The 21697-nt window shown below is 69.7% G+C and carries 24 protein-coding genes, 1 tRNA gene and 1 riboswitch; of the genes, 17 read left to right on the top strand and 8 right to left on the bottom strand.

What is annotated here, in order from left to right; all coding sequences use genetic code 11:
• Positions 1-30 precede the first annotated feature (30 nt).
• Positions 31-462, top strand: coding sequence for an ASCH domain-containing protein (locus tag IW249_RS09825; RefSeq protein ID WP_196920449.1), 432 nt, complete (start codon positions 31-33; stop codon positions 460-462).
• Between the two features lie 14 nt (positions 463-476).
• Here IW249_RS09825 and IW249_RS09820 read toward each other — a convergent pair whose 3' ends face one another.
• A complete protein-coding gene (locus IW249_RS09820; protein WP_196920448.1) occupies positions 477-1358 on the bottom strand; it encodes an LLM class flavin-dependent oxidoreductase in 882 nt (293 codons plus the stop codon).
• Between the two features lie 113 nt (positions 1359-1471).
• Between IW249_RS09820 and IW249_RS09815 the strand changes: the two genes are divergently transcribed.
• The 4 genes from IW249_RS09815 to IW249_RS09800 all read left to right on the top strand — a co-directional run bounded on the left by IW249_RS09815 (position 1472) and on the right by IW249_RS09800 (position 3519).
• Complete coding sequence (locus IW249_RS09815; RefSeq protein WP_196925108.1) at positions 1472-1609, top strand: hypothetical protein; 138 nt, start codon at positions 1472-1474, stop codon at positions 1607-1609.
• 34 nt (positions 1610-1643) lie between these two features.
• Positions 1644-2063, top strand: a complete 420-nt coding sequence (locus IW249_RS09810) for a hypothetical protein (protein ID WP_196920447.1) — start codon at positions 1644-1646, stop codon at positions 2061-2063.
• 76 nt (positions 2064-2139) lie between these two features.
• Positions 2140-2844, top strand: coding sequence for a dihydrofolate reductase family protein (locus IW249_RS09805; RefSeq protein WP_196920446.1), 705 nt, complete (start codon positions 2140-2142; stop codon positions 2842-2844).
• A gap of 30 nt (positions 2845-2874) precedes the next feature.
• Entirely contained in the window at positions 2875-3519 is a 645-nt protein-coding gene (locus tag IW249_RS09800) for a dihydrofolate reductase family protein (RefSeq protein WP_196920445.1), read from the top strand.
• Between the two features lie 14 nt (positions 3520-3533).
• Here IW249_RS09800 and IW249_RS09795 read toward each other — a convergent pair whose 3' ends face one another.
• Complete coding sequence (locus IW249_RS09795; protein WP_307788556.1) at positions 3534-3875, bottom strand: VOC family protein; 342 nt, start codon at positions 3873-3875, stop codon at positions 3534-3536.
• Positions 3876-4018: 143 nt separating this feature from the next.
• On the opposite strand from IW249_RS09795, the gene IW249_RS09790 reads away from it, so the two are divergent.
• The 4 genes from IW249_RS09790 (at position 4019) to IW249_RS09775 (ending at position 7679) form a co-directional block, all read left to right on the top strand.
• The gene (locus IW249_RS09790) at positions 4019-4522 is read left to right on the top strand and encodes a SigE family RNA polymerase sigma factor (RefSeq protein ID WP_196920443.1); all 504 of its coding nucleotides are present in this window, start codon (positions 4019-4021) and stop codon (positions 4520-4522) included.
• Entirely contained in the window at positions 4519-5901 is a 1383-nt protein-coding gene (locus IW249_RS09785) for a WD40 repeat domain-containing protein (RefSeq protein ID WP_196920442.1), read from the top strand. Before IW249_RS09790 ends, IW249_RS09785 begins: the two co-directional genes overlap by 4 nt.
• 87 nt (positions 5902-5988) lie before the next feature.
• Entirely contained in the window at positions 5989-6933 is a 945-nt protein-coding gene (locus tag IW249_RS09780; protein WP_196920441.1) for an ATP-binding cassette domain-containing protein, read from the top strand.
• On the top strand, positions 6930-7679 hold the full coding sequence (locus IW249_RS09775; RefSeq protein ID WP_196920440.1) for an ABC transporter permease: 750 nt from the start codon (positions 6930-6932) through the stop codon (positions 7677-7679). The genes IW249_RS09780 and IW249_RS09775 overlap by 4 nt, the downstream gene beginning before the upstream one ends.
• Here the strand turns inward: IW249_RS09775 and IW249_RS09770 are convergent.
• Positions 7663-10800, bottom strand: a complete 3138-nt coding sequence (locus tag IW249_RS09770) for an ATP-binding protein (protein ID WP_196920439.1) — start codon at positions 10798-10800, stop codon at positions 7663-7665. The two genes, IW249_RS09775 and IW249_RS09770, sit on opposite strands and share 17 nt — an antisense overlap.
• Positions 10801-10921: 121 nt before the next feature.
• A complete protein-coding gene (locus IW249_RS09765; RefSeq protein WP_231392467.1) occupies positions 10922-11308 on the bottom strand; it encodes a winged helix-turn-helix transcriptional regulator in 387 nt (128 codons plus the stop codon).
• A 102-nt stretch (positions 11309-11410) separates the two neighbouring features.
• On the opposite strand from IW249_RS09765, the gene IW249_RS09760 reads away from it, so the two are divergent.
• The 6 genes from IW249_RS09760 (at position 11411) to IW249_RS09735 (ending at position 15552) form a co-directional block, all read left to right on the top strand.
• Positions 11411-12034 carry an NAD(P)-dependent oxidoreductase gene (locus IW249_RS09760; protein WP_196920438.1) on the top strand — a complete coding sequence of 208 codons (624 nt, stop codon included), beginning with the start codon at positions 11411-11413 and terminating at the stop codon, positions 12032-12034.
• Positions 12034-12456 carry a nitroreductase family deazaflavin-dependent oxidoreductase gene (locus tag IW249_RS09755; protein ID WP_196920437.1) on the top strand — a complete coding sequence of 141 codons (423 nt, stop codon included), beginning with the start codon at positions 12034-12036 and terminating at the stop codon, positions 12454-12456. The genes IW249_RS09760 and IW249_RS09755 overlap by 1 nt, the downstream gene beginning before the upstream one ends.
• A 36-nt stretch (positions 12457-12492) precedes the next feature.
• Entirely contained in the window at positions 12493-13542 is a 1050-nt protein-coding gene (locus IW249_RS09750; protein ID WP_196920436.1) for an LD-carboxypeptidase, read from the top strand.
• A gap of 97 nt (positions 13543-13639) precedes the next feature.
• Positions 13640-14329, top strand: a complete 690-nt coding sequence (locus IW249_RS09745; protein ID WP_196920435.1) for a class I SAM-dependent methyltransferase — start codon at positions 13640-13642, stop codon at positions 14327-14329.
• 61 nt (positions 14330-14390) lie between these two features.
• The gene (locus tag IW249_RS09740; RefSeq protein ID WP_307788555.1) at positions 14391-14996 is read left to right on the top strand and encodes a 2'-5' RNA ligase family protein; all 606 of its coding nucleotides are present in this window, start codon (positions 14391-14393) and stop codon (positions 14994-14996) included.
• A 109-nt stretch (positions 14997-15105) separates the two neighbouring features.
• On the top strand, positions 15106-15552 hold the full coding sequence (locus tag IW249_RS09735; RefSeq protein WP_196920434.1) for a hypothetical protein: 447 nt from the start codon (positions 15106-15108) through the stop codon (positions 15550-15552).
• A gap of 83 nt (positions 15553-15635) precedes the next feature.
• Here IW249_RS09735 and IW249_RS09730 read toward each other — a convergent pair whose 3' ends face one another.
• The 3 genes from IW249_RS09730 to IW249_RS09720 all read right to left on the bottom strand — a co-directional run bounded on the left by IW249_RS09730 (position 15636) and on the right by IW249_RS09720 (position 17486).
• Positions 15636-16454 (bottom strand): HEAT repeat domain-containing protein, encoded by an 819-nt coding sequence (locus IW249_RS09730; RefSeq protein WP_196920433.1) that lies wholly within the window; start codon positions 16452-16454, stop codon positions 15636-15638.
• Between the two features lie 175 nt (positions 16455-16629).
• Positions 16630-16703: transfer RNA gene (locus IW249_RS09725), tRNA-Gly, on the bottom strand.
• Between the two features lie 222 nt (positions 16704-16925).
• On the bottom strand, positions 16926-17486 hold the full coding sequence (locus IW249_RS09720) for a pyridoxamine 5'-phosphate oxidase family protein (RefSeq protein ID WP_196920432.1): 561 nt from the start codon (positions 17484-17486) through the stop codon (positions 16926-16928).
• Positions 17487-17585: 99 nt separating this feature from the next.
• On the opposite strand from IW249_RS09720, the gene dcd reads away from it, so the two are divergent.
• Complete coding sequence (gene dcd, locus IW249_RS09715; protein WP_089018323.1) at positions 17586-18164, top strand: dCTP deaminase; 579 nt, start codon at positions 17586-17588, stop codon at positions 18162-18164.
• A 75-nt stretch (positions 18165-18239) separates the two neighbouring features.
• Here the strand turns inward: dcd and IW249_RS34980 are convergent, their stop codons facing one another.
• On the bottom strand, positions 18240-19280 hold the full coding sequence (locus tag IW249_RS34980; RefSeq protein WP_196920431.1) for a C40 family peptidase: 1041 nt from the start codon (positions 19278-19280) through the stop codon (positions 18240-18242).
• 13 nt (positions 19281-19293) lie between these two features.
• Positions 19294-19429, bottom strand: a riboswitch (cyclic di-AMP (ydaO/yuaA leader).
• A 235-nt stretch (positions 19430-19664) separates the two neighbouring features.
• On the opposite strand from IW249_RS34980, the gene IW249_RS09705 reads away from it, so the two are divergent.
• Entirely contained in the window at positions 19665-21647 is a 1983-nt protein-coding gene (locus IW249_RS09705) for an N-acetylmuramoyl-L-alanine amidase (RefSeq protein ID WP_196920430.1), read from the top strand.
• Positions 21648-21697: the final 50 nt, after the last annotated feature.

The raw sequence follows: 21697 nt of genomic DNA, 5'->3' as shown, positions 1-21697 counted from the left end.
CCCGGGCGGTGCTGGCCTAGCCTCGGCAGGATGTGGCCTCGGATCGGTGAACTGCGCGCCCTCGCCCTCGGCACCCCCGGCGAGTTGCGGGCAACCCTCAACACCCTGGTGCTGGCCGGTGTGAAGACAGCGACGGCCGGCCGGCTCGCCGAGTACGCGGAAGAAGGCGAGGAGCTGGAGCACGTCGGCGAACGCCTGGCCCTGGTCGACGACGACAACGCCCTCGCCGGCGTCGTGGAGATCACCGGAGTCGAGGTGGTCCGCTTCGCCGACGTGCCCTGGGACTTCGCCCACGCCGAGGGCGAGGGTGACCGCTCGATCGAGGAGTGGCGGGCCGGGCACTCGGCCTACTGGGCGCGGCTCGGCACGCCGGTAGACGGCGACACCCCGATCGTCTGCCTCCGCTTCCGGCTGGTCTCCGGCGGCGAGGGCGGTGTGGCCAGCGGCGACCTCGGCACCTGAGCGGGCGTGTCGGCTCAGCCGCGTAGCTCCGGCAGCAACCGCGTCGCCACGTCCACCAGGATGGCCTCGTCACCGGCGTACCAACTGCTGGCCCGCGGCCAGTGCGTCACCACGTCGGTGAAGCCCAGCTCGGCGGCCCGGCCGACCTGATCGGCGAAGAACTGTGCGCTGCTGAGTGAGAAGACCGGCGCCGCGTCCAGCGAGAGATAACGGTCCAGGCTGGCCGGATCGCGGCCGGCCTCGTCCAGGGTCCGGTCCATCCGCGCGGACAGCGCCGACACGCTGGCCCACCAACCCGCCAGGTCGTTGTCGTCACCGGTGCCGGTGGTCACCCACCCCTGCCCGAAGCGGGCCACCAACCGCATCGACCGCGGCCCGTTGGCGGCAACCACGAACGGCACCCGAGGCTGCTGCACGCAGCCCGGGTTGTTGCGGGCGTCCACAGCGGCGAACCAGTCGCCACGCCAGGTGGTGCCGTCCTCCCGCAGGATCAGATCCAACAACTCGGTGAACTCGGCGAACCGGTCGACCCGCTGACGCGGTGGCAGCGTCTCACCGCCCAGCACCGCCGAGTCGAAGCCGATGCCGCCCGCGCCCAGGCCGAGCAGCAGCCGACCGGCGGAGACGTCGTCCACAGTGGTGATCTGCCGGGCGAACGCGGCCGGATGCCGGAAGTTCGGCGACGCCACGAGGGTGCCCAGCCGAATCCGCGAAGTCACCGTGGCGGCGGCCGTCAGCGTGGCCATCGAGTCGAACCACGGGCCGTCGACCAGGTCCCGCCAACCCAGGTGGTCGTACGTCCAGGCGTGGTCGAAGCCCCACTCGTCGACCTGCCGCCAGCGACGCTGCGACTCCGCCCACCGCTGGTCCGGCAGGATCACGATGCCAATCCGCATGATCGCCACCCTAGTCGGGGACACCAGCGGGGTCAGGTTCTCGCTATCGTCCGGCTGTGGACCTACCGGCGCAGCGAGTCGGCACCATACGAGCGTTTGGCACCGTGTCGCTGGTGGCCGGCTTCATGACGACACTGCTCAGCATGATGTCCGGCTACGACGGGCTCGAGCCGCACATCCTGGCCGCGTTCCTCATTCTGACCGGTCTCGGTCTACGGATCGAGGCGGCGATCGCCGACCGGAAGTCGTAGATCTACCGCTGCGGCCAGCCCGTACCCTCCGGGGATGCCCGCCGAAGCAGCTGCCGCCCGCGTATCCCCGGATCGCCGGGTGCGCATGATCCGCACGGTGGCGTTGCTGGTCGGGGTGATCGTCCCGTCCCTTGTCCTCCGCGAGCTGATCGAGGCCCGGTTCGGCCGCGGGCCGCTGGCCGACCTCAGCGCGGTCGCGGTGCCGATGGCGGCTACCGCGTGGCTCGCGCCGTACGCCTCCTATCGGCGGCGCGACGCTCTGCTCTGGCTGGTCGGCCCGGGCATCTACGTGTTCACGGTGGTCGCCTGGCGGGTGTCCCTCGCGCCCTACCGGGACTGGAGGCCCCGCCCGGAGGAGAAGCCCCGGCTGCGCTGGTCCCGCGACCCGGAACACGCCGGGCAGTGGCTCCTGAACGCGTCCTACGGTGACACACGTCACACTCCTTCCCGGTAGGGACATCGCGTTCGGCTCCGACCCCTCGGGGAGCGGCACCCAGGCGGGGTGTCGCCCGAGGAAAGGACCAGACGCGATGACGAAGGTGACCGCACAGCTGTCGGTGTCGATGGACGGCTTCTACGCCGGCCCACAGTTCGACGGGAACGGCAACTGGATGGATTCGGAAGAGAGCGCCAAGTTCTTCCGGGTCACCCGGTGGGCTACAGACGCGGCGGCCTGGCGCGAACGGCAGGGCTTTGCCGGCGGGGAGCAGGACACCAACTCCGAGGTGATCGCCGAGTCGTTCGGGGCGGCCGGCGCGTACGTGATGGGACGCCGGATGGCCGACGGGGGTGAGATCCCCTGGGGTGAGGAGCCGCCGTTTCGCGCACCGGTCTTCGTCGTCACCCACCGCCCCCGCCAGCGGCTGGTGAAGGGAGGGGGCACCAGCTTCACCTACGTCACCGATGGCGTGGCCAGCGCCGTGGAGCAGGCGCGCGCCGTGGCCGGTGGCAAGGATGTCGCCGTGGCCGGGGGCGGCAGCCTGGTGCGGCAGGTACTCAAGGCCGGCCTGCTCGACGAGTTGGAGCTGCACGTCGTACCGGTGGTGCTCGGCACCGGCCTGCGGCTCTTCGACGCGGACCTCGACCTGGGTGACCGGGAGGGGATCGAGCTGACGCCGACCCGCGTCCTTGCCACCCCCCAGGTGACCCACATCCGGTACGCGGTACGCGGTCGCGCCCCGCTCGTGCTCGACGACCGGGGCCGCGGCGGCGGCCCGACGGTCACCGCGAACTGAATCCGCCCCGTAAACCTGAGAGGAGACGCCATGCCGCAACTACTGCGGGTCCAGTGCTTCAACGTGTCGCGGGACGGGTTCGGCACCGGGGAGGGGCAGAGCCTCGAACGGCCCTTCGGCCACGCCGACCCCACCCCGTTCTTCTCCTGGCGCGCCGCCACGGCCAGCTTCGTGTACCGCACCGAGCCGGGCGGCACCCGTGGCCTGGACGACTACCTGACCCGCGACGCCGAGTGCAACATCGGCGCGGAGATCATGGGTCGCAACAAGTTCGGCCCCCAGCGTGGCCCCTGGGAGAACCATGACTGGCAGGGATGGTGGGGAGACAACCCGCCGTTCCACACCCCGGTCTTCGTGCTCACCCACCACGAACGCCCGTCGTTCGCCCTGTCCGACACCACGTTCCACTTCCTCGACGCCAGCCCGGCCGAGGCACTGGCTCAGGCGAAGCAGGCAGCCGCCGGTCGGGACGTACGCCTCGGTGGTGGGGTGGCGACCGTCCGCGAATTCATCGAGGCCGATCTGGTCGACACGATGCACTTCGCCGTCGCGCCCGTCGACCTCGAACGGGGTGAACGTTTGTGGGAGAGCCCCGACGAACTGCTCGACCGCTTCCACCTCGAGTCGGTGCCCAGCCCCAGCGGAGTCACCCATCTCCTGTTCTGGAGACGATGACCACGCTCGGTCGTCTAGAGCCGGGACAGCACCAGCAACCGGTTGCCGTCGGGGTCGGTGACCCGGGCGGAACGCTCACCCCAGGGCTGGTCGACCGGCTCCTCGGTGACCGTCGCCCCACCCGTGCGCAACGCGCCCACGGCCGCGTCGCAGTCGTCGGCGTAGACGCACAACTCCCAGCGGTGCGAGTCGGCCGGCTCGCCAGCCTCCGGGTTGGCGGCCAGGCCGAGTTCGCTGCTGCCCAGTCGCAGCGCGACGAACTCCGGGGCACCCTCGTCCGGGAACCGGTAGGTCAGCTCGAAGCCGACCACGTCCCGGTAGAACGCGATCAGTCGTGGCAGGTCGGGTGTCGTCACGATCGGAAAGGCTTCGGTGAACACGGACCACCTCCAAACCGGACATTAGCCGGTGCCGAGGCCCAGCAGGAACTATCAGAACCGGTGGCCCGGCCTCAACCATTTCCGGAACGGGTGGCGTTCTACCTGGCGAGGGGGTGGGGATGACCGAGACGTTCCACGAGTTCGTGGTGCACCGCACGCCGGCGCTGTCCCGGACGGCCTACCTGCTCACCGGCGACCACCAGCTCGCCGAGGATCTGTTGCAGAGCGCCCTGGCCCGGACGTACCGGCACTGGCGGCGGATTCGCGACGGCGACCCCGAGGCGTACGTGCGGCGGGTGATGTACCACCAGCAGGTCTCCTGGTGGCGGCGTCGCCGGCTGACCGAGCGCCTGGAGGCACAGCCCACCGAGCGGCCCGGCGACGACCACTCCGAGGCGACAGCGCTGCGGCTGAGTCTCGTGAACGCGCTGCGCGGGCTCACCCCTCGTCAGCGCGCCGTGATCGTGCTGCGCTTCTACGAGGACCTGACCGAGGCCCAGGCCGCCGCGGTGCTCGGCTGCTCGGTCGGCACCGTCAAACGGCACGGCCACGACGCCATCCGCCGGCTGCGCGCGACCGCCCTCGACCTGGTCGACCCGACTGTGGAGAGGAGCCAGCAGTGACCGCCCGACTCCGCGAGACGCTGCACGCCGCCGCGGCCGACGTCCCCGCCTACCCGGTCTACGAACGAGCGCTCGCCACCGCCCGCCGCTCCCGCCGCCGGACCGTCCTCGCCGCCGTGGTGGTGCTCGTGCTCGTCGCGCTGACCGGGGCTGTGCTCCCGCTGACGCGTACACCGGCCGCGGATCCGGCGGCCGGCGCGGACGCGGCGCTGCCCGACCGGATCGCGCTGCCACCGCTCGGGGCGCTGCACGCCACCGACCGACCCCGGCTCGGGCCGGCGTCGGTCATCTTCAGCGGTCAGGCGCCACGGCTTCAGGGCTGGGACGAGGACGGCATCGTCGGCGTGGTCGGCGCCGACTCCGACCGCTACCGGATCTTCTCGATGGGGTACGAGGCACCCGTCGGCGAGCAGGTGATCCTGTCCCCGGACGGCCGCTACGTGGCCCGGCCCGCCGGCCTCTCCGAGGACCGCCGCGTCGACATCATCGACCTCGTCACCGGCCGTACCCGACAACTGCGCAGCAAGGTCGCCGACAGCGTGGGGACGACCCCGTTGGCCTGGTCCCCGGACGGCAGGCAACTGGTGGTCGACGACAGCGTGCCGACCGACCCGATGCGCAGCAGCTACCGGCGGGTGCTGAGCATCGTCACCCTCGACGGCGAACGCTGGACCCAGCTGGCCGACGCTGCCCAACAGCCGATCTTCGGCTCACCCGTCGCCTTCGCCCCCGGGGGTGAGCGGGTCGCCTACCAGATCGGTCGGACCGTGACGGTCGCCGACCTGGACGGCCGCACGGTGTCCACCTTCGAGCCGCCCGCCGAGAGCTGGCTGGCCGGCAAGGGGGCATGGACGACGGACGGGGCGTTGACGCTGATCAGCCGGAAGGCCGGCACCACAGACTGGAGCCTGCGCCGGGTCGACCCCGCCACCGGCCGGGACACCGCACCGTTGCCCCTGCCCGGTGTCACCGGCGTGACCGCCATCCGACTGCTCGGCTGGGGCCCGGACGGGTCCGCGCTGGTGATCGCCTACCAGCCCGAACCTCTCAGCCCGGACCGGTTCGACCAGCCGCTGGAGCTGGACCAGCGCACCGCCTACCCCAACGTGCGCAGCGTACGGGTGCTGGCGCTGACGCCCGACGCCACCGCGCCACGAACCCTGCTGACCGCCCCGGAGCAGATCCTCGCCGTCGACGTCGCCGACAACGTGATCAGCTCCGGCCGCACCCGCGACGCGAACCCACCCGGCGGGGTGGGTGGTCGATTCTGGGCCTGGGGGGTTCTGATCACCCTCGTGATCGCCGGCATCGCCGTCTACCGCTGCCGGAACGGGCTGGCGCTCTGGCTCGACGACCGGCGCGTCAAGCGGGCCCGCTGACACCGCCGACGGGGGTGGAACCCGGTGTCAGTGGCCGTGTCAGGGCCATGACAGGGGGGTGACAGCCCAGCCGCCGATGGTAGCTGCATGACGAGTTCAGCGATTGCAGTCTCCGGACTGCGGAAGGCCTACAAGGACAAGGTCGTGCTCGACGGCATCGACCTGGATGTCCCTGCGGGAACGATCTTCTCCCTGCTCGGCCCGAACGGGGCGGGTAAGACGACGACGGTGAACGTGCTGACCACGTTGGTGAAGGCCGACGGTGGGACCGTACGCATCGCAGGGCACGACGCCGCCACCGAGGCCAAGGCGGTGCGCGCGGCGATCGGCGTCACCGGTCAGTTCGCGGCGGTGGACGAACTGCTGACCGGCCGGGAGAACCTGCAGCTGATGGTGGATCTCAGCCAGGTTCCCGGCAAAGACGGCAGGCGGGTCGTCACTGAACTGCTGGAGCGGTTCGATCTGGTGGAGTCGGCACAGAAGCCGGTGTCGACCTATTCCGGTGGGATGCGCCGCAAGCTGGATCTGGCGATGACTCTCGTCGGCGACCCGCGGATCATCTTCCTCGACGAGCCGACGACGGGCCTGGATCCACGTAGCCGCCGCACGATGTGGTCGATCATCCGTGACCTGGTGGCCGACGGCGTGACGATCTTCCTCACCACCCAGTATCTGGAGGAGGCTGACCAGCTCGCCGACCGGATCGCCGTCCTCGACCAGGGGCGTCTGGTCGCCCAGGGCACGCCCGACGAGCTCAAGCGCCAGATCCCCGGCACTCACGTCCGGCTCCGGTTCACCACCGTCGCCGAACTCGACACGGCCGCCCGGGTGCTCACCGACTCCACACGGGACGACGAGGCACTGGCGCTCCGGGTTCCCAGCGACGGCGGAACGGCCTCACTGCGGGCCCTGCTGGACCGCCTCGACGAGTACGCGATCAGCGCCGAAGGGTTCTCCGTGCAGACGCCCGACCTCGACGACGTTTTCCTCGCCCTGACGGGCAGCCGCACCCAGGAGGTTTCCGCGAAATGAGCACCAAGTCCCACTCGATCGTCATGCTGCGTCGCAACTTCAAGCACATCGCCCGAAACCCGACCTCCGTGTTCAACGCGGTCCTGATGCCCATCGTGATCATGTTGATGTTCGTGTACATGTTCGGTGACGCCTTCAACGTCGGTGTCGACTACATCGACTACGCGACTCCCGGGCTGATGCTGTTGGCGGTCTGTTACGGGCTGGGGGCCACCGCGACCGCTGTGAACTCCGACATGACGAAGGGCATCATCAACCGGTTCAAAGTCATGCACGTCTCCCGCGGTGCGGTGCTGACCGGTCACGTCGTCGCCAGCGTGCTGACCAACCTGGTCGCCATCGCCGCCCTTGTCGGGGTGGCCTTCCTGCTCGGATTCAGCCCGTCGGCGAGCCTCCTCGGCTGGCTCGGCGCGATCGGCATCATCGTGCTGCTCGGCTTCGCCGCCGGCTGGCTCACTGTCGCCCTGGGGCTGTCGGCGAAGTCTCCGGAAACGGCGGGGCTGGCCTCCGTACCGCTGGTCATGCTGCCGTTCTTCAGCAGCGCGATCGTACCGGCGGACAAGATGGGGCCCGGGCTGCGGGAGTTCGCGGAATACCAGCCCTTCACGCCGATCATCGAAACCCTGCGCGGGTTCCTCAACGGAACGCCGTCCAGCGGTGACGTGATCCCCGCCCTCGTCTGGTGCGTCGGCATCGCTCTCGTCGGCTACCTGTGGGCGCGTTCCACCTTCACGAAGCGAGCGTGACCGCGACCAACCCGTTCCAGTCCGTCCGACTGCCTTCCCGCGCCGCCTCTGCGAAGCTCACTTCGCCGAGGCGGCGCCGTACTTCCCGCTCGATCCGGGCCACGTCCGGCTGGGAATGATCCTGCCGTCCGCGCACACCGGTGCTCGCGGCGAGCAGCCGCGCGGCCTGCTCATACTGGTCACGGCGCAGCGCCAGGTCCGCGACGCCGACGAGCACCCGCGCGATCGAGGGTGCGTGCCCCGTCGCGGCCGCCGCCTCGCAGGCCAAGGAATGGTGTCTGCGCGCCTCACCAAGATCGTCAGCGACATAACCGAGCAGGTCGTGTGTCACCACGCGGATGTGCGCCTGCTCCGCCTCGTCGCGCAACACTGTCGTCGCGACACCGACCTGGCGGCCCACCTCTTCGGCATGGCCACGCCAGCGAGCGAGTTCCGCCTGTGACAGAGCCAGCACTGCCAACGCACCCGGCCACGTGACCCGCGCCGCGCATCGCCGCGCCTCGGCCATGGCAGCCGCGCTGGACTCCTCATCGCCAAGCAACCAGTACAGCTGAGCCTGCCGGGACCGTATCCGGATGATGTCCTCGACGGTGCCGACCTCGGTAACGACCGCGGCTGCCTCTTCGTAGTGCTCGCACGCACCGGCGAACTCACCGCGTACGGCAATCAGCTCCGCCAGCTCGGTCAGGGCGAATGAGATCCCGAACCGTTCGCCGAGTGCCCGGAACTCGGCGAGCGCCGCCACGAGATACGCATCCACATCCCGACCGTCCTGGCCGAAGATGATCCGCATCTTGCCGAGTTGCAACCGGGCCAGTGCGCGTACCCAGGGATCCTCGTCGTTCAGCAGCGGTTCCCACGCGGGCAGGATCGCGTCCGGGGCTCGCAACATGCGTTCCAGCGGGACGACGAGCGCCACTCCCGGGTGGCTGCCGTGACTACGTTGGCTGAACTCGTACGCCTTGTGGATCCACTCCGCCGCATGGTGTTCGTCGCCCGGTCCCGAGTTCACGAAGAGCACGACGAGCGCGTACACAGTGGCCCGGATCTCGTCGCTGACCTCACCAGGCGTCTCAGTGGCCGCCGTGATCAACTCCATGCCTTCGGTCCGGTGGCCACCGAGCCACCAGTACCAGCCGGCGCCCGCGGCCAATCGCATGGCCGGGTGCGCTTCACCGGCGGCGAGGGCACCGCGCATCGCGGAGACGATGTTGTCGTGCTCAACTTCGAGAGTGGCAAGCCATTTCACCTGGTCCGCGCGGCGAAGCTGCGGCTCGGCGGTCTCCGCCAGTTCGGTGAAGTACGTCAGATGCGCGTAGCGCGTCAGGTCCGATTCCCCCGCCTCGACGAGGCGGTGCGCGGCGTACTCCTTGATCGTGCCGAGCATCCGATAGCGCAGGGTCTCGTCGCCCTCGGCGACCAGCAGCGACTTCTCGGCCAACGCGGTGACCAGTTCGAGCACATCCTCCGGCTCGACCTCGTCGCCGGCGCAGACCCGTTCGGCCGCTTCCAGACTCACCCCGCCCGAGAACACCGAGAGCCGGCGCAGGACCGCCCGTTCCGCGTCGGTCAGCAGCTCCCAACTCCAGTCGACCACCGCGCGCAGCGTTCGGTGCCGGGGCAACGCGGTACGGCTGCCGCCGGTCAGCAGGCGGAACCGATCGTCGAGCCGCCTCGCGAGCTGGTCGATGGACATGGTGCGCAACCTGGCGGCGGCCAGTTCGATCGCCAGCGGCATCCCGTCCAGCGCCCGACAGATCCGCGCCATCGTCGACAACGTGAGATCGTCGACCGCCAGATCCCTCCGCACCGCGCCCGCTCGGTCCCGCAGCAAGCGGACAGCGGGAGAGGTTTCGATCTCGGCGGGGTCGGCGTCGACGTCCGGCAGGGCCAGTGGCGCGACCGGCCAGAGCGCCTCACCAGTGATGCCGAGCGGTTCCCTGCTCGTCGCGAGGATCCGCAGTCGCCGACACTCCCCGAGCAGCCGGTCGGCGAGCACCGCCGCCGACTCGATCACGTGCTCGCAGTTGTCCAGGATCAGCAACGCCTCCCGCTCGCGGATCGCGGCGACGAGCCGGTCGATCAACTCCATGCTCGGTGCCTCGCCGAGCAGAGCGTCCCGAAGTCCGAGCCCCGTGAGCGTCGCCTGCACCACGTCACCGTCCGCGCCGATGGCGGCGAACTCGACCAGCCAGGCACCGTCCGGGAGGTTGTCGAGCATTCTGCGCGCGGTTTCCGTGGCCAGCCGGGTCTTCCCGGAGCCACCCGGCCCGATCAGGGTCGTGAGCCGGTGTTCGGCGACGAGCGCGCCGACCTCCGCGACGGCCTCGTCCTTACCGATGAAGCTGCTCAACTCGGCACGAAGGTTGGTCTTCCGGTCCTCCTCGCGCCGTTGCACCTCACCCCGTAGGAGCGCGACGTGCAACGCCGCGAGTTCCGGTGAGGGGTCGACGCCCAGCGCGTCGGCCAGGGCCTCGCTGGTGCGCTGATACACGACCAGCGCCTCGTTGTCTCGGCCGCTCGCGGCGAGGGCCCGCATCAACGCGAGAACAAGCCGTTCCCGCACCGGGTGCGCAGCCACCAGATCGGTCAGCTCCGCGATCAACTCCGGCCCGTGGCCGAGGCTGACCTCCACGTCGAAGCGATCCTCCAGGGCGGTCAGACGCAGCCTGTCGAATCGGGTGACCGCCGCGTCGAGCGCGGTGCTGTCGACAAGACCGACGTCCTGCATCGCCGCACCGCGCCACAGGTCGAGGGCCTCGCGCAGCCGCCGTACCCGCTGCGGGCCCTCGTCATCGCGAGCCAGGCCGACGAGGCGTTCGAACCGTACGGCGTCGACGACGTCGGGTTCGACCAGCAACCGGTAGCCGTCCGTCTGTCCCTCGATCGACCCCTCCGGCAGCGCCTTCCGCAGCCGGGACACCAGGCGGTGCAGCGCGTTCGCCGCGTCGGAGGGCGGATGTTCGCCCCAGATCCAGTCGACGAGGGTCCCCTTCGGGACCACGTGGCCCGGGTTGAGCGCGAGGGCGGTCAACAGCCCGCGCAGCCGCGCGCCCGGCACGTCAATGAGGGTGCCGACGTCCGTGCGAACCTCGAATGGACCAAGCATCCCGACCTGCACCTGGCAGATCCTGCCATGAACATGAGAAGCATCCGCGTGGCCGTGGTGCTCCGCCAACGGCTCTCAGGCCCGAGGCCGACCACGCTTTCCTGGCTCTGTGCCACACCGGTGGCACGCGGGGTCACCCAGCGCGGTTGCGCCGGGTGGCGTTGTCGTACGACTCGCGGGCGTCGAGCAACTGGTCCCAATGCTGCTCGGCCCAGGCGCAGGCAACCGCAATCGGTTCGAGCATGCTGCGGCCCACCGGCGTCAGCTCGTACTCCACGTGCGGGGTGACCTCGGGGAAGACGGTGCGCTTGATCAGCCCGTCCCGTTCGAGGGAGCGCAGCGACTGGGTGAGCACCTTGGGGGTGACGCGGCGCAGCGGCACGCGCAGCTCCGAGAACCGGCGAGGCCCCTGCTCAAGACAGCGGATGATGAGCGCCGCCCACTTGTCGCCGAATCGGATCGGATTGAGCGAGGACGGGCACAGCTCGTCGAACATGTCGGCGGGCAGAGGTTGCCTCATCACCAAACGATAACTGGTATCCCGGTGGTAACCACGACCCTCGATAGCGTCGGCAAATCGGCCGGACGCACGGGCTCCGGCCTCTGGTGAGAGGCGTAACTCATGAGGATCGTGGTCTTCGGCGCGGGCGGTCGAGCCGGACGGCAGGCCGTCGCCGAGGCGCGACGACGCGGCCACCAGGTCACCGCCCTGGTGCGCAACCCCGCTGACCACGGCGACCTGACCGACGCACGGGTGGTGGCAGGCGACGTGACCGACGCCGGGAGCATCGCGCAGGCAGCCGCCGAGCACGACGCCGCCATCAGCGCCGCCGTCGACCTATCCGTACCGCCGCACGACTTCTTCACCGCATCGTCGCGCGCCCTGGCCGCCGGCCTGACCAAGGCAGGTGTACGTCGCCTGGTGGTGGTCGGCCTCGCCTCGATCATGCCCGGGGCATCCGGTGCCGCCCTGATGGACCAGCCCGGCTACCCGAACGAGTACCGGCCCTTCTACCTGGGTCATGCAGCGGGCCTTGACGAGCTTCGGACCTCCGACCTCGACTGGGCCTACCTGGCCCCCGCCGGTGACTTCGACCACGGCGGCACACGCACCGGCCACTACCGGGTTGCCGAACATGGCGACCCAGCCAGCCGGATCAGCTATGCGGACTTCGCGATCTCACTTGTCGACGAGATCGAGGCACCCCGCCACCACCGCGCCTCCGCGATTGTCCGGGAGGTGTGATGCCCGAGGTCCACGACAGCCCGAACGCTTGGGTCGCGGAGCACATCCACCGGTTCGAGGAAACCGGCGGCCGACCCCGGCCCGGCGTGAACGACCTGCTCCTGACGACCCGAGGCCGAAAGACCGGCGAACTGCGCCGCACCGCGCTCGTCTACGAACGCGACGGCGACCACTACGTGCTGGCCGCCTCCAACCGCGGCGCAGACCACCACCCCGCGTGGTACCTCAACCTGCTCGCCGACCCGTACGTCACGGTGCAGGTCGGTACGGAGACCTTCGGCGCGTACGCGCGCCCCGCCACGGCCGGGGAGCGTCCGCATCTGTGGCGCTTGATGGTTTCGGCCAGGTCGGAGTACGCCGCCTACCAACAACGAATCACCCGGGAGATCCCCGTGGTTCTCCTGGAACCTGTAACGAAATGAGATGCGTACGAACTGGCGTACCTGTTGGATCTCGGCATGGAGCATGAGCTTGTTCGTCCTCGGAAGGCCAGGCCCGGGGACAAGATCGCGGTTGTCTCGCCGTCCTTCGCCGCGGCCGGTGCCTTTCCCGAGATCCACGAGCAGGCCATGCGACGGCTTGCCGACCTGACCGGCCTCGTCCCGGTCGAATACCCCACCACCCGCCAGGTGGGTGCCAGCGCGGCAGCGCGGGCGGCGGACATCAACGCCGCCTTCGCGGACCCCCAGGTACGCGGCATTCTCGCCGTCATCGGCGGCGACGACCAGATCACTGTCATCCCCCACCTGGACGCCGACCTGGCCCGAGCCGACCCGAAGCCGTTCCTCGGCACCAGCGACAACACCAACCTGCACCACTGGCTCTGGGGCCTCGGCATCGCCAGCTTCTACGGCGGATCCTCCCAGGTTCACCTTGGCCCCGGGCCTGCCGTCGACGACATCCACGTCCGGTCGCTGCGAGCGGCGCTGCTCACCGGCGAGCGGCTGGAGATCACCGACCCGGGTGAGTCCGAGGACGTCGGCATCGACTGGGCAGACCCGCAGGCGTTGAAGTCCTTTGGAGAGCGCGAACCGACGGAGCCGTGGAGTTGGTACGGGCCGCCCCGCGCGGTCACCGGCCCCACCTGGGGTGGCTGCCTGGAGGTCATCCAGTGGATCCTGACGGCGGGACGCTTCCCGTTTTCCCCGGAGGTCCTGCAGGGTGGGGTTCTGCTCATCGAGACGTCGGAGGAGCTTCTCCCCGCCCGTGAGGTCGGCTTGATCGTCCGATCACTGGGTGAACGCGGTCTCCTCAGCGCCGTCGACGCGGTCCTGGTCGCCCGCCCGCCGGTCTCCGACCACACCCGCCGCCCCCCGGCCGCCGACCGGGAACGGCTACGCCAGCAGCAGCGCGACACGGTCATCGACGTGGTGAGCCGCTACAACCCCGAGGCAGTTATCTGCGTCGGCGTCCCATTCGGCCACACCAGACCGCAGTGGATCCTTCCCCACGGCGGCCCGGTCACCGTCGATGGCGTGGAACGCCGCATCTTCGCCGACTACCGATAGGGGCTCTCCGCCCGCTGGTGTGGGCGACGACCGCTCGGAGGCGTGTCGTCGGGCAAAAACGGTTGCGGATCCCCTGAGCGGTCGGGATGGTGCTCGGATGCCGATCGGGACCGGGTACCACGACGAACTCGGCGAGTTCTTCGCACAGAACGCCAACACCAGCCCCTACAACGCGTACACCGATCGGCCCGCGATGCTGGCGCTCGCTGGTGACGTCGCCGGTTTGGACATCCTCGATCTCGGTTGCGGTGCCGGCCACTATGCGGCTGAACTGTTGGCGCGGGGCGCCCGGGTGACTGGCATCGACGCCAGCGCCACAGTGCTCCGCCATGCGCACTCACGTGCCGCGCAGGCCCAGTTGCGCCTGCACGACCTGGAGCAGCCACTGGACTTTGCCGCTGACGCGTCCTTCGACGGGGTCGTCTGCGCGCTGGTCATAGGCCATCTGACGAACCGGCGACAGTTGCTCGCCGAGATGCGTCGGGTGCTACGTCCCGCCGGCTGGCTCGTCATCTCGACCACTCATCCGACGGCCGACTGGCGATACTTCGGCGGCTCCTACTACGACGAGTCCTGGGTCGACCTGCCGCACGGGCCGGGCGCCCTTCACTTCCAGCGGATGACGCTGGAGACGTTCCTCGGCGAACTCCTGGACGCCGGATTTCTCCTGGAGAAACTCGTCGAGCCACGGCCGTGCCTCGAACTTCGAGAGGTCGACGAAGACGCCTACGCCCGCCTCACCGAACGGCCGTCCTTCCTCGCCGCACGAACGCGGTCCCGAGACTGAGAACGCACCGCACCTATCTGGCTTGGCTGGCGCGGACCGCCTGTGGCGGGTGGTGAATACGGTGGACCGGCAACGACCTTGGTTGCAAACTTCGGGGATGGAACCGACACAGACGGCCCTCATCGTGCCGATACCCGAGGCCGAGGAGGCGGTGGGCCGGTTCCGGGCATCGCTCGACCGGGCCGCCGGGTGGGGCGTGCCGGCGCACGTGACAGTCCTCTATCCGTTCCTGCCCCCGCAGCAGATCGATGAGCAGGTCCTGGCGGTGCTGCGCGCCACCATTGCCGGGATACCGCGGTTCGACGTCGCACTGACGCACGTCGGCTGGTTCGGTGAAACTGTCGTCTGGCTTGCTCCGCAGCCAGATCGTCCGTTCCGGGAACTCACCACGGCAGTGTGGCAGCAGTTTCCCGAGGCACCCCCGTATGCCGGGGCGCACAGCGACGTGGTGCCGCACCTGACCATCGGTCACGACGCCGCAAAGACCACTCTGAGCCACGCCGCGCAAACCGTCTCCGCGCACCTGCCGATCCGCACGGCCATCGACAGGGTCCGGCTCATCGCCGGAACGCCGGACGTCAGCCCTTGGCGCACCGTCTGCGAGCTCCCGCTGGGCGCCACACCACAGGCGCCGGCCGGTACGGGATTCGAAGCGGCCACAGCCTGAGGTTGAGGCCTGACTATGCGAACCGCCCTGCGCCACCGCCTCATGGCGTGGGCTAGACGATCACCCGTGCAGGGCGCTCGCTTCCAATGACGTGGTGAGGGAGTTGGTAGTGGATATCGACGCGCTGCTCCCACGCGCACGGACACCGCGGGACTACCTGGACCTCGTTGCGGACCCGCGAATCGATCGGAACGGGCTGCACGCTCTTGCCCGTAGTCCTTGGTCGTTCGTGCGGCTGGCCGTCGCCAAGGACATCCGCGCAAGCGGGGCGACTCTGACCGAGCTGATTGAAGGCGAGTTCAGCCAGTGGGATCGCAACCACCTGCTTCGGCTCGTCGCTCAACACCCACAGGCGGACCGAGGTGTCCTGCTCAAGGTCCTCCAAGAGACCGAAGTCCTGCTACGTAAGGCCGACACCAGACCGTATGCCGTAGCGATTGCGCTGGCCGGTCGCCAAGAACTGGAACCTCATGAGGTTCGCCGCTTGTACGGCCTACCGGGTACGTCGCGACGGATGCGCCGAGGCGTGCAGCGGGCACTCGCGCGACGACCATGAAAGCCGGGCTGGCGTGTGGACCACGCGGCGTGTTCCGTCCCAGCAGATGCTTGAGATCGGAATCCCGGTACCGCTTGACGAGATCACACGGTCCGCTCTCCGGCGCGTGCCTTTCGTTGGTGTTTGCGGATGTTTCGCAGCGTCTTCAGCGCCTTCTTGGCTGCGGTACTTACGTGCCCGCCGGTTCGCACCGTGGCGTGGTCCTCGACGGCGAGGCGCGTCAGCAGCTTCTCGGCTCGTTCGTCGCCGGCGGCGCCGAGCGCTCGTGCTGCCCAGAAGCGCACTTCGGGGTCGTGGTGTGAGGTCGCCTGGATCAGGCGGTCGAAGGTCTTGATTGCCGGGTGCGCCAGCGCGGCCGACAGGTAACCGGCACGCACTGGCCGACGGGGCGACTCCAGCGCGGTCCACAAGTGCTCGATCGCCTCGTCGTCGCCGATGTCGGCCAGGGCGTAGGCGGCAGCTGCTCTGACATGCTCGGCTGGGTCGTCGAGCACGTGCGCGAGAGGCGTGATCGCGGTGGGGTCGCCTATCTCTCCCAGAGCCTCGCAGGCGCTCTGGCGGGCGAGAGCATCTGGGTGGCGAAGTAGGTCGATCAACAGCGGGGCGGCCGTCTGAAGGCGCAGGATGCCGGAGCCGTTCGCCGCCCAACTCTGGCACCCGTACTCCTCGTCGGCAAGCGCAGCGAGGAGCGCTTCGGCCAGCGACTCATCACCGAACAACACGAGGAGATTCAACGCCCGGGAGTAGATCTCGGGGTCGAAGTTGCGGTACCCGATCACGATCTCCCTGAGAACCTGCTTCGCGACCACGTCCCCTCTCTCGGCTCCAGCCAACAGCGCACGCAGTGCCTCCAGCCGAACCTCAGGGTCGGGGTCTGTCAGCTCAGGGAGTCGGTCACGCATGGGAAACAACCTAGATCCGCCAGCCAGCCTGTGTCAGGTAGCCCATGGTCGCCGAGGCGTACCGGCTCCTGCGGGCCGTACTGGTGACGGGGGTCAACGAGGACGAACTGTCGCTGCAACGGCAGGACGTCGAAGGCCCTGACCTGGACTCACGTCCTGATCAGGGCCTTCGCAGTGGAGCGGGTGACGGGAATCGAACCCGCACTGTCAGCTTGGGAAGCTGATGTTCTGCCATTGAACTACACCCGCAAGCGGCACCACTGTACCCGAGTCGTCGAGCCTCTGCACCCAGGTACCCCCGCCGGCCGCAGGTGTCCGCGTACCCCTCCATCCGGGGTTGATCCACTCGGTTTCCTGGAAGTCGGGGCGTCCGAAGCGCTAGAACCCCGCGATATCCCTGAAACCGAGTTGATCACCGCGGGTGCCGGCTCCGATGCGACGGAGCCGGCGCCGGCGGTCTTCCGGTCACGGTCAGGCGGCGGCGGTGCACTGGACGTCACGGCTGAGGCGGGTCGGGCGGGTCTGCGGGACGGTCAGTGGGGCGGCGACCGCCGCCGGGGCGTTTGGGTCGAGCCAGACCCGAACGGCCGGCCGGCCCGGCGGGAGGCCCGGAATGCCCGCGATGTGCTGCTCACGGCGGGTGAGCATCGCCACGTCGACGGTGAACTCGAAGAGCCGCCAGTCGACCTGCGGCTCGGCCCGGGCGCTCTGCGCCAGGAGCGCCACCCGGACCGGATCGGTCACCGGACGGGCGCGCCCCGCCACGTACGCCTCGTCGTCGCTCTCCTCCGCGGGGAACGAGTGCAGCGCGTAACGGCCGTCACGTTCGAGGTCGCGGCGCTTGGGCGAGTCGATGATGAAGCAGAACAGCCCCTCGGCGGTGATGACCGGGGAGACCGGATGGACGCGGGGCCCGCCGTCGGCACGGACCGTGGCCAGATAGCCGAAGCCCGGCCCGTATTGCTGGAGGAGAACGCGGATCCCGTCGGCGAGTCGGGGCTCGTCGGCGGCGAATTCGGACCAGGAAGCCATGTGGGCATTCTATCGAACAAATGTACGAGCAGCGACCTCGACTCGCTGGTCACCGGCACCGAATCCGGCCACTTCCGCCGGCGCGGCTATGGTGGTCCGATGCTGCTCTCCGACCGCGACCTGGTCTCCGAGATCAAGGCCGGCACGCTGGGCCTGGAGCCGTTCGAGCCCACCCTGGTGCAACCGTCCAGCATCGACGTCCGACTCGACCGGCTGTTCCGGGTCTTCAACAACCACCTCTACACCCACATCGATCCCGCCATGCAGCAGGACGACCTGACGTCGGTGGTCGAGGTCCCCGATGGCGAGCCGTTCGTGCTGCACCCGGGGGAGTTCGTGCTCGCCTCGACGCTGGAGGTCATCTCGCTGGGTGACCAGCTCGCCGGCCGACTGGAGGGCAAGAGCTCCCTGGGCCGGCTCGGGCTGCTCACGCACTCCACAGCCGGTTTCATCGACCCGGGCTTCTCCGGTCACGTCACGCTGGAACTCTCGAACGTGGCGAACCTGCCGATCACCCTCTGGCCGGGCATGAAGATCGGGCAGCTCTGCATCTTCCGGCTCTCCTCGCCGGCCGAGCACCCGTACGGCTCGGTTGTCTACGGCTCGCGCTACCAGGGCCAGCGGGGGCCGACGCCCAGCCGCGCCTGGCAGCACTGGCGCACCTGGCCAACCCGCTGAGGCTCCGCTGCTAGAACCAGAACGACGAGGGCCCGCCGCGACGTGATCGCGACGGGCCCTCTGGTCACCCCGGGGTCAGCCTGGGCGGCCGTAGCTGTGGATCGGGCCGTCGTCGACCTTCTTCATCTTGACCGGTTGACCGGCCTGCGAGGCGTGCACCACCCAGCCGCCGCCGACGTACATGCCGACGTGGTGGATGTCGCTGTAGTAGAAGACCAGGTCGCCGGGACGCAGGTCGCCCCTGCTGACGTTCTTGGTCACGCGGCTCTGCGCGGCGGCGTTGTGCGGCAGCGACACGCCGGCCTTCGCCCAGGCGGCCAGCATCAGCCCGGAGCAGTCGTACGAGTTCGGACCCTCGGCACCCCAGACGTAGGGCTTGCCGATCTGCGCGCAGGCGAACTTGACAGCGGTGCCCGCGGCGCCGCCGGGGTAGCTACCCGGGCAGGGCGCCGGGCGCAAAGGACCGCCGCCGCCGTTGCCGTACACCTTGAGGCGTAGCTTCTGCAGGCGGTCGATCTCTTCGTTGATCTGCTTCTTCTTCGCCGCCAGCTGGGCCTCGGTGCGGGTCAGCTGGGCCACCATCTCGTCCAGCGGCGCCTTCTGCGCGGCCAGCTGGTCGCGCAGGTCGGCCACCTGGCGTACGTCCTTCTGCTGGTTGTGCGCGAAGCGGTCGAGCATTTCGAGCTGGCCGACCACCTCGCTCGGCGACCGGCTGCCCAGCACCGCGTTGACTGTCGAGACGTTCTCGCCCTTGTAGGCGCGTACGGCCAGCGCGCTGACCTTGTCCATCGCGGCGTCGACCTGGCGCTCCAGCGGGGTGATCCGGGCGGCCAGCGCGTCGGCCTGCTTGCGCTTCGCGGCGAGGTCGGTGCGGGTGGCGTTGTGCCGTTCGATGATCGGTTCGAGCTTGTTCCAGTCGGCGTCGATCTGGCGCTCGATCTCGGCGACGGACGGGTCAGCGTGGGCCGCCGTGGCACTGCCGGTCAGAACGACGGCGACGCCGGCCAGCGCGGCGAGTGCGGTAGTGAAGCGGGACCAGCGTGGGCGCGGCACGATCGACGGCGGGCCGGCTGATGCCGACCGCTCGGACGACGGCCGCGGGGCATGGAGTGCCACCGGGGTTCCGTACTCCTTCTTCCTGACCGCCTACCGGGTTAGCTGACGGGTTCGGGCGGGAAGTCGGCGCCCTACCGCAGTGGTTGCGGATTCACCCCGAGGGACCTGGGTCCCCGGTTCGCTCGGAAACGACTCGGCGGTGTCGGTCCGTTACCGCCCGGGCTGGGCGGAGCTGCTGTCGGGCCGACAAATGACCAGAGTAGAGACGCTCGTTACCGATCCGCAACCCGTGCGGCCGTGACACTCCGTACCGATTGGACGAGGTCACCGACCGTGTGTGAAGAATTCTTTCCGCAGGCTTCGATAGATGGAAAGGTATTGACGCAACCTCCCGGACGGCGCGATGGTGACCTGACCTCACTCCGCGAGAATCTAGGGGGTTCGATGCACCATCCAACCCTGTCGACCGGCTGGCGTGCACTGCTCGCCGCCACCGTGGTCGCCGCCGCGACCACTGTGCCACTCTCCGTCGGCCCGGCCGCCGCCGCGCCCACCACCGACCGCCAGCAGCAGTACGCCACCGCGGCCAGCGAGTACGGCGTGCCGGCCGTCGTGCTGCTCGGCGTCTCCTACCTGGAGTCGCGCTGGGACACCAACGCCGGCACACCGAGCACCAGTGGCGGCTACGGCCCGATGCACCTGACCGACGCCCGGCACGTGGCCGCCCTACCCGGGCGCGGTCACCACGACGCCGGTGCCGAGGACCCACGCGGTGACGACTCCCGGCCCGCCCGGGTGCCCGCGCCCCGGCCGGTCGAGGCGCCCGCCCCGTCCACCGCCGCGTTGCAGACCGTGGACGCCGCCGCCGCGCTGACCGGCGCCGCCCCCGAGGCACTGCGCACCGACGTGGGCCTCAACATCCGTGGCGGGGCCGCGCTGCTGGGCGCGTACCAGAGGGATCTGGGCGCGCCGGTCGGCGCCGGCACCGACCCGGCGGCCTGGTACGGCGCGGTGGCCCGCTACTCGGGCGCGGACAGCGCCGACGCCGCAGCGGCCTTCGCCGACGAGGTCTTCACCACCATCGGCGCGGGCCAGTCCCGGGTGACCGACGACGGCCAGCGGGTCAGCCTGCCGGCCCGCGCGGTACGGCCCGAACGTTCCTGGTTGGACCGGCTGGGCCTGCGCCGGCTGGCCCGCCCGGACGGGGTGGAGTGCCCGCACACCATCTCCTGCGAGTGGATCCCGGCACCCTACGAGGCGTTCGGTGACGGGGACTACGGCAACCACGACCTCTCCGACCGGCCCGCGCGGCAGAAGATCGAGTACATCGTCATCCACGACACCGAGGCGAGTTGGGCGACGACCCTGCAACTCGTCCAGGATCCGACCTACGTGAGCTGGCACTATTCGCTGCGCTCGGTCGACGGGCACATCGCCCAGCACGTGAAGACCAAGGACGTCGGCTGGCACGCCGGCAACTGGTACGTCAACGCGAAGTCGATCGGGCTGGAACACGAGGGCTTCGCGGCGCAGGGCACCTGGTACACCGAGGCGATGTACCGGACCTCGGCGAAGCTGGTCCGGCACCTGGCGCTGCGGCTGGGCATCCCACTGGACCGCCAGCACATCATCGGCCACGACAACGTGCCCGGCACCATCGCCTCGACAGTGCGGGGAATGCACTGGGATCCGGGCCCGTACTGGGACTGGACGCACTACTTCGACCTGCTGCACGCGCCTCGACTGGACACCGGCACCCCGGCCACCGGGCTGGTCCGGATCGACCCGGACTACGCCACCAACCAGCCGGCGTTCGTCGGATGCGTCACCGCGGGCGTCCCCTGCGCACCGCGCGGCTCCTCGGCGGTGGTGTTGCGCAGCGCACCGTCCGCGGACGCGCCGCTGGTCAACGACATCGCGCTCCGCCCGGACGGCACACCGAACACGATGTCCGTGTCCGACCACGGGGCCCGGGCATCCGCCGGGCAGACGTACGCGCTGGCCGGGCGGCAGGGCGACTGGACGGCGATCTGGTACCTCGGGCAGCGGGCCTGGTTCCACAACCCGGCGTCCGCGCCGACCGCCAGCTGGACCGTCGGCGTGGTGGCCACGCCGAAGCCCGGCCGAACCACCATTCCGGTCTACGGACGGGCCTACCCGGAACAGGCGGCGTACCCGGACGGGGTGCCCTACCAGACGATCTCGCCGCTTCAGTACACCCTGGCCGCCGGGCAGCGGTACGCCGTCGGCGCGGTACTGGCCGGCGAGTACTACCGGGCCAGCACGTTCGACGGCTCGTCACCCGGCGACTGGATGGTGATCCGCGGCAAGAACCGTTACGCGCAGATCCAGTTCGGCCACCGGATCATGTACGTCGACCTCGCCGACGTGCAGCTGTTGCCGTCCCCGGTGGGCGCGCCCCGCTGACAACCACGACGGCCCCCGGTCGGTGACCGGGGGCCGTCGTGTCGCGCGAG

Origin of the sequence: Micromonospora vinacea, from assembly GCF_015751785.1 — a bacterium.
GTDB classification, from domain to species: domain Bacteria; phylum Actinomycetota; class Actinomycetes; order Mycobacteriales; family Micromonosporaceae; genus Micromonospora; species Micromonospora vinacea.
The sequence above is the reverse complement of the archived record's forward strand: the minus strand, read 5'-3'. Positions and strand labels throughout refer to the sequence as shown.